Raw genomic sequence first — 13506 nt, 5'->3', positions numbered from 1 at the left:
GTGTGCACATGAGCACGGGCGAGTGTGGCAGCGCTCTACTCTCCCGCTGGTGTGAAGATTTCGCTAATCGGAATCATCGACCCCGCCCCGTCAAACGGGCACGCGCACGTCTCTTGCGTGAGCGCGGGAACCGGGGCAATGTAGATGCCCTTGATGCCACACGGCATACAGCCCCACAGCCGCACACCGTACCCGATAGGTTCAAGCCCGAGCTGCGCCAGACGCTCCGGCATGGCCGCGCAATCCCCCAGCGCAACCAGCATGCCCTCGTCTGCGTCGTCGGCCTCGACCTCGATCAGCACCGTCGGGTAGTGCGTTCCATCCGGAGCAACCGTGCCGCCCTCGTGAATCCTTCCCTTGCGCTCACTCATGAGTTCTCGCCCACCGGCGGCAGTGCTTCACGCAGCCGGGTAAACTCGTCAGTCTTCGCGCGCACAAGGTCTTTGTCTTGCGGGTCAACCGCGCGCACATCATCGTCGACGCGGTACTGAGCATCACGCCACCGCTGCTTCTCGGTGGCGTCCTGTGCGGCACGCTCGCGCGCCAGGTACTCCCCTTGCAGCCAGTTCGCCGCCTCACGCATCACGTCGTACACCATCGGGTTACGCGCGCTCGGAGGCTCTGTTGCAAAGATTGGCGGCAGTCAGAGGTAGGCTGTCGCTCTGCGCCGATCAGGCGGCTGCTGCGAAATGGTGGTTGAGCATGCCCATGGCCTCCGTCAGCGCCGAGGGCCCAATGCCAAAAGCTCTCTCCACAAGGCGCACCTCGCCCCTGATGCCGGGCTGCAGGCACCAGGGGCGAGCCTGTCCTTTGCGCAGGGCTCGCATGACTTCGAATCCCTTGATCGTGGCATAGGCCGTGGGGATCGATTTGAAACCGCGCACCGGCTTGATCAGTATCTTGAGCTTTCCGTGATCGGCCTCGATCACGTTATTGAGATACTTCACCTGCCGGTGGGCCGTCTCCCGGTCCAGCTTTCCTTCGCGCTTCAATTCGGTGATCGCTGCACCATAGCTCGGCGCTTTGTCGGTATTGAGCGTGGCAGGCTTTTCCCAGTGCTTCAGGCCTCGCAGGGCCTTGCCCAGGAACCGCTTCGCTGCCTTGGCGCTGCGGGTCGGCGACAGGTAGAAATCGATCGTGTCGCCCCGCTTGTCGACTGCCCGGTACAGGTAGGTCCACTTGCCCCGCACCTTGACGTAGGTTTCATCCAGGCGCCAGCTCGGATCAAAGCCACGCCGCCAGAACCAGCGCAGCCGCTTCTCCATCTCCGGGGCGTAGCACTGGACCCAGCGATAGATCGTCGTATGGTCGACCGAAATGCCGCGTTCCGCCAGCATTTCCTCAAGGTCGCGATAGCTGATCGGATAGCGACAATACCAGCGCACCGCCCACAGGATCACATCACCCTGGAAATGGCGCCACTTGAAATCCGTCATCGTTCCGTCCGTCCAATCTCCGCCAAGCATGCTCAAGCTTCACGATTTTTGCAACAGAGCCCTCGCCGCCGCACGGCGCGTCGGCGAACCCGACACCGAGGAGGTGATCGAACCCGACCTCCGAGCCCTCACCGCATAACCCCGAACACGAGGGATCACACGATCACCGATACACCCCGTCCGCGGCCTTGACCATCTGGCACGGATACGGATCTTGCGCCCAGCTCGGTTTAGCGACTGTGACATGAGTCGAGACGACGTGGCACCGCGAAGGCGAGAGTCCCACCTGGTTTGGTGGTTGGCTTCCCTCGTTAGCAGGCGTTCTGCGGCTGCTGCCCCAGCACGTTCAGCTCGCCTAACTAAATCTCGCGTTGAACACGAGATCGCCAGTAGACACTGACCGATCTGTTCATCTATCATAAACGTGATCAGTGTAGATTCATGCTGGCCGAAGATGATGGACGCGACATACTGCAGTTTCAAAGGAGAGAATGAAGATGGGATCGCCAGCCTGGACAACCGTGCCCGTAGATGTATCCGGTCCTGATTCAAGGATCTCGCAGCCGGATGCCGATCTAATGAAAAAAGCGCGGTCGCTATACCCTCTCGTTCGAGAACACGCGCTGGACAGCGATCGGGATCGCCGCGTGTCACAGGTTGTGATCGACAAGATGGAGGAGCTCGACCTATTCCAGGTTTGCACCCCGCGTCGGTACGGCGGATTCCAGGCGAACTTCCGGACCCTCTTCGACCTGACGGCGGAAATCGCGCGGGGAGACGGCGGGACTGCCTGGGCGTTCGGGTTGCTCAACTCCAATGCGTGGGACGTCGGCACCTACTCGCGACAGGCCCAGGATGAGATTTGGGGTGCCAACCCTCGCGCACGGATTACAACAGCGACCCGCCCGGCTGCCGGTCCTACTGCGTCGGCACGTCGGGTCGATGGGGGCTATCTAATCAGTGGCCGCTGGCCATATGCCTCGGGCTCGCTTCACGCGCAGTGGGCGGAGCTAGGGTTCGACGTCGAGATCGACGGTGAAACAGTGTGGATGATGACACTCCTGCCAATCAACGAAGTTACTGTCGAAGACACTTGGTACGTCGCCGGCATGCGCGGCTCGGGAAGCAACACGATCGTTGGCAGAGATCTCTTCGCGCCAGACTATCGAACTCAGACGTTCGTAGACCTGATGGAGGGTAACTACGCATCGGAGTTCGTCGACGAGGTTGAGTATCTCACGCCTCTCGCCCCCAACCACACCCTGATCCTCGTTGCGGCACAGATCGGCCTTGCGCAGGCAGCCCTCGACTTCGCCCTCGAAATCCTCCCCCAACGAGGTGTCACCAAAACGAAGTATCGAAAGGGAAGCGAAGCACCCTCCAACCAGATCGCAGTTGCCGAGGCTGCGAACGCGATCGACGTAGCACGCATGCTGGCTAAACGCGCGTGCTACGACATCGACGCGGCGGCAGTATTCAATGGCGGCGCCATCGATCTACCTACTCGCGCGCGAATTCGGATGGACACCGCATCTATCGCGGTGCAGTGTCGTGAGGCGATCGAGAGATTGTTGACCGCTGTGGGTTCGGCAGCATTCGCCTCAACAAGCCCGCTCCAGCAGATCTGGCGCGACGCAGGAACAGCGAGCCGTCATGCAATGGTCAACGTGGGTGTCTCAAAGGAGTGCTATGGAAGAACTCTCTTGGGCGACGAAGAATTCGTGATCGCAATCTGACATTCGCGTGTCTCTGAGAGGAAATAAGATGCAGAATACAGTTGGCGATCTACCCGGTTTTCGCCCGGGAGAGTGGGTTCTTGATCCCGATCACAGCGAAGTCGGATTCACTGTTCGGCACATGATGGTGTCGAAGGTGCGTGGCTCGTTCGGTGTGAAATCCGCTAGCCTGATAGCAACCGAAGACCCGCTTGTCTTCTCCCTCACGGCAACAGTCGACGCGGCGTCTGTCAACACGAATCTCGAAGCTCGCGACCTTCATCTTCGATCCGCGGAATTCCTCGATGTGGAAAACTTCCCAACCATCCAGTTTGAATCAAAGAGCGCAAGCCTTAGTAGCGACTGCTATATAGTCAATGGTGATCTGACCATCCGTGGCGTCACACGGTCTGTCGCCTTCAAGGTCGAATTCGGTGGATTCGGGCCTGACACGGACGGGCGGTATCGGGCTGGAGCATCCGCGGTGGCGACGATCAATCGAGAGGATTTCGGCCTCACCTGGAACGCAACTATCGAGACGGGTGGGCTGGTTGTAGGCAAGGAAGTGACCATCCTCCTTGAGCTCGAGGGATTCCTTTTGGAAGATTGATGACTACCACGGCTTAGCCTCGATCCACCGATGAACCTCGGTGGCGCGGTTCGTCGCGGGGGGCGCGCGGTGATGTGTTGAGGGCAGGGCTGAGTTCCGGGCATCGCATCCCGGTCGTCCACTGGGTTGTCGATCGTGCCGTGCGCGGCGATGGTCAGGTGGCTACCGATGGCGGTGGCGCGTGGGTGACGGCGAACAGTCGCGCGAACGCTGCTTCCCAGGGCCAGGTGCTCGGGAGGTGCAGTGTGATGCGGCGCGCGGAGCGCGCCAGCCGCGCCGGCACCGTGACGAGGGTGCGGCGGATGGTCGCGGTTGTCGCTTTCGCGAGCCGTCCGGCCCGGTCGGCGATGATCCCGGCGGCGCGGGTGAGGTTGAATGCGATCACGGCGAGCACGAGCCAGGCGCTGTTCGCGGTGAACACTCCGGACGGGAGGTGCGCGAGCGGGCCGGCTTTGAGGTCGGCGTGGACTTGCTCGATGATCGCGTGACCGCGGTGGGTCTTGTCTGCGACCACCGTGCCGATCGCGTTCTTCGCTGTGGTGGTGAAGAACGCGTGATGCCGGAAGACGTCGAACAGCGTCGGCTGCTCCACCCGCGTCGGGCCCAGGTCGGGGATGCGCCGGACCACGAGCCGGCCCTCGATGCGTTCGGCCTTCTTCCTCGACCGGAACGCGGTGAACGGGACCTCGGCGACCTCGGCTTTGGAGATCCACCGCCCGGTGGATTCGTCGCGGATCGCGTTCGGGTACTCGATCATCTCCCACGCATCCTCGGCGATGGTGGCGATCGCGGCTTTCACGGCCGGGTCCATCCGGACGGTGACCGACACGTCCGCGCCGGCGGTGATGGCGGTGCCGATGGTGGCGTGGCCGTAGAACGCGGAGTCCGCCCGCAGCAGCGGCCGCGCCCCGTTCCCGAGGCTCATCCGGCGCAGAGTCGCCAGGGCGTCGCCGACGATCCTCGCGGCACCCTTCGGAGACCCGGTCTTGCCCTGTCGGAGCCGCTGACCGAGGATCACCGGCGCCGACGATGACGTCGACGCTGTCGCGATCAGGGCGTTCAAGCCGCGCACGCCGGAGTACCCGAACCCCGCGCCCTGCTTCTGATACCCGTGCACCTCGATGATCGTGTCATCCAGATCCACCATCACCCGCTCCCCGTCTCGGAGCCGCAGAAGCGGCGTCTGACCGGCGAGGTTCTGAACGACGCGAGAGGAGACGGCGTCGAGCTGGCGGACGTGCCCGAAGGTGAACTCGCGCAGGAACGATCCCAGCGTCGACGGCGCATACGCCCGGTGAAACAGGCGGCCCATCCCGCCGTGGCGCAGCACGTTCATGTCGTCGATCGAGTCCGCCCCGGCGACCATCCCCGCCACCAGCGCCATCACCTTCGAACCGGCGTTGGAGCCCTTGTCCGTCGGCACGGTCAACCGCGCCTGCGCGAGCCGATCCACCCCCGCGTGCTGCGCGAGCCGGAGCATCGGGACCAGACCCGCGGCCGACACCAGATTCGGATCGTCGAAGACCGCGGACACCGCGGCCGGGGCGTGCTTGAATTGCATCTACGAGATGCCTCTCGGATCGGGCGAATAGGACCTTAGACAAGCTCTATTCTTCCTGATCAGAGGGGCATTTCCGTGTCACGGCACCCGCTCAGAACCCCGCCGCACCGGTGGATCGAGGCTTAACCACGTCGGGGCAGACGGACGGCTGATCGCCTTCGGCGTCGAGGGCACCGGCTCCTATGGTGTTGGGCTTGCCCGCTTCCTTCGCCGCCACGGCACCACGGTTCGTGAGGTTCACCGCCCACCGCGCCGCGGGGAGCGTCGCATGTCTGGCAAGAGCGACACTGTCGATGCCGAGCACACCGCCCGCCAAGTGCTTTCGGGCATGACGATGGCGCAGCCGAAGACCGCGGACGGCGAGATCGAAGCGCTGCGGTTGATCAAGATCGCCCGCGATACTGCGGTGAAATCGCGGACCACGGCGATGATCACGCTCAAAGCGACCCTCGTCACCGCGAGCGACGAACTCCGCGCCGAACTCGAGCACCTGACCGATTTCAAGCTCGTCGCCGCATGCGCGCAACTCCCGTCAAACACCTCGCTGACCGACCCGGAAGCAGCGATGCGGCACGTTCTCGGATCGCTGGCACGACGCTGGTTCGACCTCCACGAGGAAGTGAAGATCCACAGCCGGCACCTCAAGAAGCAGACCAGAGCTATCGCGCCACGCCTGGTCGAAGCCGTCGGGATCGGCCTCGACATCGCCGCCGAGATGCTCATCACCGCGGGCGACAACAGCACGCGCATCCACTCCGAGGCCGCGTTCGCGAAGATGTGTGGTGCGTGTCCCATCCCCGCCGGATCGGGCAAGACGAACGGTCGCCATCGCTTGAATCGTGGCGGTAACAGGCAGGCCAACGCCGCGCTTTATCGTGTCGTGATCGTGCGGATGCGATGGCACCAGCCAACGATCGATTACGTCACTCGACGCACTGCGGAGGGACTCTCGAAGCGGGAGATCATTCGATGCCTCAAGCGCTACCTCGCCCGCGAGATCTACCACCTGCTGCCGCCTCCGGACAGCGCGGCCACACGAGGAGAAATCGCGCTCACGTCTGCCGCCTGACAGACTTGCGAAATATAGGAGCATCAACGCGATGGCCGAGGCCGTCAACGGGCTTTATAAGACCGAACTGATCCGCCGCTGCGGCCCGTGGCGCACGGTCGAGCAGGTCGAACTCGCGACGCTCGAGTACGTGTGGTGGTGGAACAACCAGCGCCTCCACGGAGAGCTCGACATGCGCGCCCCTGCCGACGTTGAGGCCGACTACTACGCTGGCCTCGACACACCCTTGGGAACACCCGCCTCCCAAGCCGCCCGATGACGTCTAATGAGTTTCGTTCCGCTCTGTTGTGCGAATCTGGCCCCGTAGAGAGAGCCTTACGTCCATGCCTCGTCAGTACTCACCCCAGTTCCGTGAGCGCGTGCTCGCGCTTGTTCACGACGGCCGCGACGCAGGAGAGCTGGCCGCAGAGTTGCGGATCTCGGCAGCGACGATCTATCGATGGCGCCAGGAGCGCATCGATGCTGGCGATATCCCTGGCGTCGACAGCACGCTGACCGCGGAGCTGACTGATGCGCGCCGTCGAATCCGGGAGCTTGAAGAAGAGCTCTCCGCCACTCGTCTTGCCGCGTCAATATTGAAGGACGAGAGGATCCGCCCAAAAGGCGGTTCCCGGTCGTCGCGGCCCTGACCGGGCAGGGCATCAGCATCGCAACCGCTTGCCGCGTGCTCCGCGTCACCGACCGCGGCCACCGGGCAGGCGCGACAGACCGATGAGCCAGCGCACGATCTGCCACGAGATGCTCGCCGAGACGATCGCGAACATCCACCGCGCCTCCCGCGGCTGCTACGGCGCCCGCCGTGTGCACGCCGAACTCGGGCACGGGCGGAAATCCGCGTCGGCCGGGACCAGGTGGCGCGGGTGATGGCACGCACGGGCTTGCGCGGGCTGGCCGGCACCCGCAAACGGTATGTAAATCGCGAACATCTCGTAACGACCGAGGATCTGGTCAACCGCAACTTCACCGCGACCGCTCCTAACCAGCTGTGGTGCACGGACATCACCGAGCACCCCACCCGCGAAGGGAAGATCTACTGCTGCTGTGTCATCGACGTCTACTCGCGCAAGGTCGTCGGCTGGGCGATCGACATGCGCCAGACGGCTCTGTTGCAAAGATTGGCGGCAGTCAGAGGTAGGCTGTCGCTCTGCGCCGATCAGGCGGCTGCTGCGAAATGGTGGTTGAGCATGCCCATGGCCTCCGTCAGCGCCGAGGGCCCAATGCCAAAAGCTCTCTCCACAAGGCGCACCTCGCCCCTGATGCCGGGCTGCAGGCACCAGGGGCGAGCCTGTCCTTTGCGCAGGGCTCGCATGACTTCGAATCCCTTGATCGTGGCATAGGCCGTGGGGATCGATTTGAAACCGCGCACCGGCTTGATCAGTATCTTGAGCTTTCCGTGATCGGCCTCGATCACGTTATTGAGATACTTCACCTGCCGGTGGGCCGTCTCCCGGTCCAGCTTTCCTTCGCGCTTCAATTCGGTGATCGCTGCACCATAGCTCGGCGCTTTGTCGGTATTGAGCGTGGCAGGCTTTTCCCAGTGCTTCAGGCCTCGCAGGGCCTTGCCCAGGAACCGCTTCGCTGCCTTGGCGCTGCGGGTCGGCGACAGGTAGAAATCGATCGTGTCGCCCCGCTTGTCGACTGCCCGGTACAGGTAGGTCCACTTGCCCCGCACCTTGACGTAGGTTTCATCCAGGCGCCAGCTCGGATCAAAGCCACGCCGCCAGAACCAGCGCAGCCGCTTCTCCATCTCCGGGGCGTAGCACTGGACCCAGCGATAGATCGTCGTATGGTCGACCGAAATGCCGCGTTCCGCCAGCATTTCCTCAAGGTCGCGATAGCTGATCGGATAGCGACAATACCAGCGCACCGCCCACAGGATCACATCACCCTGGAAATGGCGCCACTTGAAATCCGTCATCGTTCCGTCCGTCCAATCTCCGCCAAGCATGCTCAAGCTTCACGATTTTTGCAACAGAGCCCGACTGCGAGCTGCGCGACGAGCACCTCGCCGGCGGGCTCTGTTGCAAAGATTGGCGGCAGTCAGAGGTAGGCTGTCGCTCTGCGCCGATCAGGCGGCTGCTGCGAAATGGTGGTTGAGCATGCCCATGGCCTCCGTCAGCGCCGAGGGCCCAATGCCAAAAGCTCTCTCCACAAGGCGCACCTCGCCCCTGATGCCGGGCTGCAGGCACCAGGGGCGAGCCTGTCCTTTGCGCAGGGCTCGCATGACTTCGAATCCCTTGATCGTGGCATAGGCCGTGGGGATCGATTTGAAACCGCGCACCGGCTTGATCAGTATCTTGAGCTTTCCGTGATCGGCCTCGATCACGTTATTGAGATACTTCACCTGCCGGTGGGCCGTCTCCCGGTCCAGCTTTCCTTCGCGCTTCAATTCGGTGATCGCTGCACCATAGCTCGGCGCTTTGTCGGTATTGAGCGTGGCAGGCTTTTCCCAGTGCTTCAGGCCTCGCAGGGCCTTGCCCAGGAACCGCTTCGCTGCCTTGGCGCTGCGGGTCGGCGACAGGTAGAAATCGATCGTGTCGCCCCGCTTGTCGACTGCCCGGTACAGGTAGGTCCACTTGCCCCGCACCTTGACGTAGGTTTCATCCAGGCGCCAGCTCGGATCAAAGCCACGCCGCCAGAACCAGCGCAGCCGCTTCTCCATCTCCGGGGCGTAGCACTGGACCCAGCGATAGATCGTCGTATGGTCGACCGAAATGCCGCGTTCCGCCAGCATTTCCTCAAGGTCGCGATAGCTGATCGGATAGCGACAATACCAGCGCACCGCCCACAGGATCACATCACCCTGGAAATGGCGCCACTTGAAATCCGTCATCGTTCCGTCCGTCCAATCTCCGCCAAGCATGCTCAAGCTTCACGATTTTTGCAACAGAGCCCTCGCCGCCGCACGGCGCGTCGGCGAACCCGACACCGAGGAGGTGATCGAACCCGACCTCCGAGCCCTCACCGCATAACCCCGAACACGAGGGATCACACGATCACCGATACACCCCGTCCGCGGCCTTGACCATCTGGCACGGATACGGATCTTGCGCCCAGCTCGGTTTAGCGACTGTGACATGAGTCGAGACGACGTGGCACCGCGAAGGCGAGAGTCCCACCTGGTTTGGTGGTTGGCTTCCCTCGTTAGCAGGCGTTCTGCGGCTGCTGCCCCAGCACGTTCAGCTCGCCTAACTAAATCTCGCGTTGAACACGAGATCGCCAGTAGACACTGACCGATCTGTTCATCTATCATAAACGTGATCAGTGTAGATTCATGCTGGCCGAAGATGATGGACGCGACATACTGCAGTTTCAAAGGAGAGAATGAAGATGGGATCGCCAGCCTGGACAACCGTGCCCGTAGATGTATCCGGTCCTGATTCAAGGATCTCGCAGCCGGATGCCGATCTAATGAAAAAAGCGCGGTCGCTATACCCTCTCGTTCGAGAACACGCGCTGGACAGCGATCGGGATCGCCGCGTGTCACAGGTTGTGATCGACAAGATGGAGGAGCTCGACCTATTCCAGGTTTGCACCCCGCGTCGGTACGGCGGATTCCAGGCGAACTTCCGGACCCTCTTCGACCTGACGGCGGAAATCGCGCGGGGAGACGGCGGGACTGCCTGGGCGTTCGGGTTGCTCAACTCCAATGCGTGGGACGTCGGCACCTACTCGCGACAGGCCCAGGATGAGATTTGGGGTGCCAACCCTCGCGCACGGATTACAACAGCGACCCGCCCGGCTGCCGGTCCTACTGCGTCGGCACGTCGGGTCGATGGGGGCTATCTAATCAGTGGCCGCTGGCCATATGCCTCGGGCTCGCTTCACGCGCAGTGGGCGGAGCTAGGGTTCGACGTCGAGATCGACGGTGAAACAGTGTGGATGATGACACTCCTGCCAATCAACGAAGTTACTGTCGAAGACACTTGGTACGTCGCCGGCATGCGCGGCTCGGGAAGCAACACGATCGTTGGCAGAGATCTCTTCGCGCCAGACTATCGAACTCAGACGTTCGTAGACCTGATGGAGGGTAACTACGCATCGGAGTTCGTCGACGAGGTTGAGTATCTCACGCCTCTCGCCCCCAACCACACCCTGATCCTCGTTGCGGCACAGATCGGCCTTGCGCAGGCAGCCCTCGACTTCGCCCTCGAAATCCTCCCCCAACGAGGTGTCACCAAAACGAAGTATCGAAAGGGAAGCGAAGCACCCTCCAACCAGATCGCAGTTGCCGAGGCTGCGAACGCGATCGACGTAGCACGCATGCTGGCTAAACGCGCGTGCTACGACATCGACGCGGCGGCAGTATTCAATGGCGGCGCCATCGATCTACCTACTCGCGCGCGAATTCGGATGGACACCGCATCTATCGCGGTGCAGTGTCGTGAGGCGATCGAGAGATTGTTGACCGCTGTGGGTTCGGCAGCATTCGCCTCAACAAGCCCGCTCCAGCAGATCTGGCGCGACGCAGGAACAGCGAGCCGTCATGCAATGGTCAACGTGGGTGTCTCAAAGGAGTGCTATGGAAGAACTCTCTTGGGCGACGAAGAATTCGTGATCGCAATCTGACATTCGCGTGTCTCTGAGAGGAAATAAGATGCAGAATACAGTTGGCGATCTACCCGGTTTTCGCCCGGGAGAGTGGGTTCTTGATCCCGATCACAGCGAAGTCGGATTCACTGTTCGGCACATGATGGTGTCGAAGGTGCGTGGCTCGTTCGGTGTGAAATCCGCTAGCCTGATAGCAACCGAAGACCCGCTTGTCTTCTCCCTCACGGCAACAGTCGACGCGGCGTCTGTCAACACGAATCTCGAAGCTCGCGACCTTCATCTTCGATCCGCGGAATTCCTCGATGTGGAAAACTTCCCAACCATCCAGTTTGAATCAAAGAGCGCAAGCCTTAGTAGCGACTGCTATATAGTCAATGGTGATCTGACCATCCGTGGCGTCACACGGTCTGTCGCCTTCAAGGTCGAATTCGGTGGATTCGGGCCTGACACGGACGGGCGGTATCGGGCTGGAGCATCCGCGGTGGCGACGATCAATCGAGAGGATTTCGGCCTCACCTGGAACGCAACTATCGAGACGGGTGGGCTGGTTGTAGGCAAGGAAGTGACCATCCTCCTTGAGCTCGAGGGATTCCTTTTGGAAGATTGATGACTACCACGGCTTAGCCTCGATCCACCGATGAACCTCGGTGGCGCGGTTCGTCGCGGGGGGCGCGCGGTGATGTGTTGAGGGCAGGGCTGAGTTCCGGGCATCGCATCCCGGTCGTCCACTGGGTTGTCGATCGTGCCGTGCGCGGCGATGGTCAGGTGGCTACCGATGGCGGTGGCGCGTGGGTGACGGCGAACAGTCGCGCGAACGCTGCTTCCCAGGGCCAGGTGCTCGGGAGGTGCAGTGTGATGCGGCGCGCGGAGCGCGCCAGCCGCGCCGGCACCGTGACGAGGGTGCGGCGGATGGTCGCGGTTGTCGCTTTCGCGAGCCGTCCGGCCCGGTCGGCGATGATCCCGGCGGCGCGGGTGAGGTTGAATGCGATCACGGCGAGCACGAGCCAGGCGCTGTTCGCGGTGAACACTCCGGACGGGAGGTGCGCGAGCGGGCCGGCTTTGAGGTCGGCGTGGACTTGCTCGATGATCGCGTGACCGCGGTGGGTCTTGTCTGCGACCACCGTGCCGATCGCGTTCTTCGCTGTGGTGGTGAAGAACGCGTGATGCCGGAAGACGTCGAACAGCGTCGGCTGCTCCACCCGCGTCGGGCCCAGGTCGGGGATGCGCCGGACCACGAGCCGGCCCTCGATGCGTTCGGCCTTCTTCCTCGACCGGAACGCGGTGAACGGGACCTCGGCGACCTCGGCTTTGGAGATCCACCGCCCGGTGGATTCGTCGCGGATCGCGTTCGGGTACTCGATCATCTCCCACGCATCCTCGGCGATGGTGGCGATCGCGGCTTTCGGCCGGGTCCATCCGGACGGTGACCGACACGTCCGCGCCGGCGGTGATGGCGGTGCCGATGGTGGCGTGGCCGTAGAACGCGGAGTCCGCCCGCAGCAGCGGCCGCGCCCCGTTCCCGAGGCTCATCCGGCGCAGAGTCGCCAGGGCGTCGCCGACGATCCTCGCGGCACCCTTCGGAGACCCGGTCTTGCCCTGTCGGAGCCGCTGACCGAGGATCACCGGCGCCGACGATGACGTCGACGCTGTCGCGATCAGGGCGTTCAAGCCGCGCACGCCGGAGTACCCGAACCCCGCGCCCTGCTTCTGATACCCGTGCACCTCGATGATCGTGTCATCCAGATCCACCATCACCCGCTCCCCGTCTCGGAGCCGCAGAAGCGGCGTCTGACCGGCGAGGTTCTGAACGACGCGAGAGGAGACGGCGTCGAGCTGGCGGACGTGCCCGAAGGTGAACTCGCGCAGGAACGATCCCAGCGTCGACGGCGCATACGCCCGGTGAAACAGGCGGCCCATCCCGCCGTGGCGCAGCACGTTCATGTCGTCGATCGAGTCCGCCCCGGCGACCATCCCCGCCACCAGCGCCATCACCTTCGAACCGGCGTTGGAGCCCTTGTCCGTCGGCACGGTCAACCGCGCCTGCGCGAGCCGATCCACCCCCGCGTGCTGCGCGAGCCGGAGCATCGGGACCAGACCCGCGGCCGACACCAGATTCGGATCGTCGAAGACCGCGGACACCGCGGCCGGGGCGTGCTTGAATTGCATCTACGAGATGCCTCTCGGATCGGGCGAATAGGACCTTAGACAAGCTCTATTCTTCCTGATCAGAGGGGCATTTCCGTGTCACGGCACCCGCTCAGAACCCCGCCGCACGGTGGATCGAGGCTTAACCACGTCGGGGCAGACGGACGGCTGATCGCCTTCGGCGTCGAGGGCACCGGCTCCTATGGTGTTGGGCTTGCCCGCTTCCTTCGCCGCCACGGCACCACGGTTCGTGAGGTTCACCGCCCACCGCGCCGCGGGGAGCGTCGCATGTCTGGCAAGAGCGACACTGTCGATGCCGAGCACACCGCCCGCCAAGTGCTTTCGGGCATGACGATGGCGCAGCCGAAAGACCGCGGACGGCGAGATCGAAGGCTGCGGTTGATCAAGATCGCCCGCGA

13 protein-coding genes and 3 pseudogenes are annotated in these 13506 nt (G+C 63.0%); 8 read left to right on the top strand and 8 right to left on the bottom strand.

The window, feature by feature from the left end; all coding sequences use genetic code 11:
• Positions 1-35: 35 nt before the first annotated feature.
• The 3 genes from QN084_RS22730 to QN084_RS22720 all read right to left on the bottom strand — a co-directional run bounded on the left by QN084_RS22730 (position 36) and on the right by QN084_RS22720 (position 1436).
• The gene (locus tag QN084_RS22730) at positions 36-371 is read right to left on the bottom strand and encodes a hypothetical protein (protein WP_139126909.1); all 336 of its coding nucleotides are present in this window, start codon (positions 369-371) and stop codon (positions 36-38) included.
• Entirely contained in the window at positions 368-598 is a 231-nt protein-coding gene (locus tag QN084_RS22725; protein ID WP_069696671.1) for a hypothetical protein, read from the bottom strand. The genes QN084_RS22730 and QN084_RS22725 overlap by 4 nt, the downstream gene beginning before the upstream one ends.
• A gap of 73 nt (positions 599-671) precedes the next feature.
• Positions 672-1436: an IS6-like element IS6100 family transposase gene (locus QN084_RS22720; RefSeq protein WP_001389365.1), complete on the bottom strand. Its 765-nt coding sequence runs from the start codon at positions 1434-1436 to the stop codon at positions 672-674.
• A gap of 491 nt (positions 1437-1927) precedes the next feature.
• Between QN084_RS22720 and QN084_RS22715 the strand changes: the two genes are divergently transcribed.
• Both QN084_RS22715 and QN084_RS22710 read left to right on the top strand, forming a co-directional pair.
• Positions 1928-3172 (top strand): acyl-CoA dehydrogenase family protein, encoded by a 1245-nt coding sequence (locus tag QN084_RS22715; protein ID WP_083262059.1) that lies wholly within the window; start codon positions 1928-1930, stop codon positions 3170-3172.
• Between the two features lie 28 nt (positions 3173-3200).
• Positions 3201-3761, top strand: a complete 561-nt coding sequence (locus QN084_RS22710; protein ID WP_069694882.1) for a YceI family protein — start codon at positions 3201-3203, stop codon at positions 3759-3761.
• 154 nt (positions 3762-3915) lie between these two features.
• On the opposite strand, the gene QN084_RS22705 is transcribed toward QN084_RS22710, so the two are convergent.
• Complete coding sequence (locus QN084_RS22705; protein ID WP_069694881.1) at positions 3916-5322, bottom strand: IS1380 family transposase; 1407 nt, start codon at positions 5320-5322, stop codon at positions 3916-3918.
• 55 nt (positions 5323-5377) lie between these two features.
• Between QN084_RS22705 and QN084_RS22700 the strand changes: the two genes are divergently transcribed.
• The 4 genes and pseudogenes from QN084_RS22700 to QN084_RS24210 all read left to right on the top strand — a co-directional run.
• A complete protein-coding gene (locus QN084_RS22700) occupies positions 5378-6391 on the top strand; it encodes a transposase (RefSeq protein ID WP_318255052.1) in 1014 nt (337 codons plus the stop codon).
• Positions 6392-6416: 25 nt separating this feature from the next.
• Positions 6417-6650: pseudogene (locus QN084_RS22695) on the top strand (IS3 family transposase); the annotation flags it as partial.
• A 64-nt stretch (positions 6651-6714) separates the two neighbouring features.
• Entirely contained in the window at positions 6715-7020 is a 306-nt protein-coding gene (locus QN084_RS22690; RefSeq protein ID WP_069694883.1) for a transposase, read from the top strand.
• 234 nt (positions 7021-7254) lie between these two features.
• Positions 7255-7446, top strand: a pseudogene (locus QN084_RS24210) (IS3-like element ISAar24 family transposase); the annotation flags it as partial.
• Positions 7447-7544: 98 nt separating this feature from the next.
• Here QN084_RS24210 and QN084_RS22680 read toward each other — a convergent pair.
• Together QN084_RS22680 and QN084_RS22675 are read right to left on the bottom strand one after the other, a co-directional pair.
• A complete protein-coding gene (locus QN084_RS22680; RefSeq protein WP_001389365.1) occupies positions 7545-8309 on the bottom strand; it encodes an IS6-like element IS6100 family transposase in 765 nt (254 codons plus the stop codon).
• A 150-nt stretch (positions 8310-8459) separates the two neighbouring features.
• Entirely contained in the window at positions 8460-9224 is a 765-nt protein-coding gene (locus tag QN084_RS22675) for an IS6-like element IS6100 family transposase (protein ID WP_001389365.1), read from the bottom strand.
• Positions 9225-9715: 491 nt separating this feature from the next.
• Between QN084_RS22675 and QN084_RS22670 the strand changes: the two genes are divergently transcribed.
• Together QN084_RS22670 and QN084_RS22665 are read left to right on the top strand one after the other, a co-directional pair.
• On the top strand, positions 9716-10960 hold the full coding sequence (locus QN084_RS22670; protein WP_083262059.1) for an acyl-CoA dehydrogenase family protein: 1245 nt from the start codon (positions 9716-9718) through the stop codon (positions 10958-10960).
• Positions 10961-10988: 28 nt separating this feature from the next.
• Complete coding sequence (locus QN084_RS22665) at positions 10989-11549, top strand: YceI family protein (RefSeq protein ID WP_069694882.1); 561 nt, start codon at positions 10989-10991, stop codon at positions 11547-11549.
• A 154-nt stretch (positions 11550-11703) separates the two neighbouring features.
• Here QN084_RS22665 and QN084_RS22660 read toward each other — a convergent pair.
• Together QN084_RS22660 and QN084_RS22655 are read right to left on the bottom strand one after the other, a co-directional pair.
• Positions 11704-13108: pseudogene (locus tag QN084_RS22660) on the bottom strand (IS1380 family transposase).
• Between the two features lie 78 nt (positions 13109-13186).
• Complete coding sequence (locus QN084_RS22655; RefSeq protein ID WP_285751944.1) at positions 13187-13348, bottom strand: hypothetical protein; 162 nt, start codon at positions 13346-13348, stop codon at positions 13187-13189.
• Positions 13349-13506 lie beyond the last annotated feature (158 nt).

This window comes from Paenarthrobacter sp. R1 (assembly GCF_030264015.1).
GTDB lineage: Bacteria > Actinomycetota > Actinomycetes > Actinomycetales > Micrococcaceae > Arthrobacter > Arthrobacter ureafaciens.
Note: the sequence above shows the minus strand (reverse complement) of the source record. Positions and strands in the feature narration are given on the sequence as shown.

Bases quoted from the DNA above. Each gene is read 5' to 3' on its own strand.
- QN084_RS22730 (WP_139126909.1), bottom strand. From the start codon at position 371: ATGAGTGAGCGCAAGGGAAGGATTCACGAGGGCGGCACGGTTGCTCCG.
- QN084_RS22725 (WP_069696671.1), bottom strand. From the start codon at position 598: ATGGTGTACGACGTGATGCGTGAGGCGGCGAACTGGCTGCAAGGGGAG.
- QN084_RS22720 (WP_001389365.1), bottom strand. From the start codon at position 1,436: ATGACGGATTTCAAGTGGCGCCATTTCCAGGGTGATGTGATCCTGTGG.
- QN084_RS22715 (WP_083262059.1), top strand. From the start codon at position 1,928: ATGAAGATGGGATCGCCAGCCTGGACAACCGTGCCCGTAGATGTATCC.
- QN084_RS22710 (WP_069694882.1), top strand. From the start codon at position 3,201: ATGCAGAATACAGTTGGCGATCTACCCGGTTTTCGCCCGGGAGAGTGG.
- QN084_RS22705 (WP_069694881.1), bottom strand. From the start codon at position 5,322: ATGCAATTCAAGCACGCCCCGGCCGCGGTGTCCGCGGTCTTCGACGAT.
- QN084_RS22690 (WP_069694883.1), top strand. From the start codon at position 6,715: ATGCCTCGTCAGTACTCACCCCAGTTCCGTGAGCGCGTGCTCGCGCTT.
- QN084_RS22680 (WP_001389365.1), bottom strand. From the start codon at position 8,309: ATGACGGATTTCAAGTGGCGCCATTTCCAGGGTGATGTGATCCTGTGG.
- QN084_RS22675 (WP_001389365.1), bottom strand. From the start codon at position 9,224: ATGACGGATTTCAAGTGGCGCCATTTCCAGGGTGATGTGATCCTGTGG.
- QN084_RS22670 (WP_083262059.1), top strand. From the start codon at position 9,716: ATGAAGATGGGATCGCCAGCCTGGACAACCGTGCCCGTAGATGTATCC.
- QN084_RS22665 (WP_069694882.1), top strand. From the start codon at position 10,989: ATGCAGAATACAGTTGGCGATCTACCCGGTTTTCGCCCGGGAGAGTGG.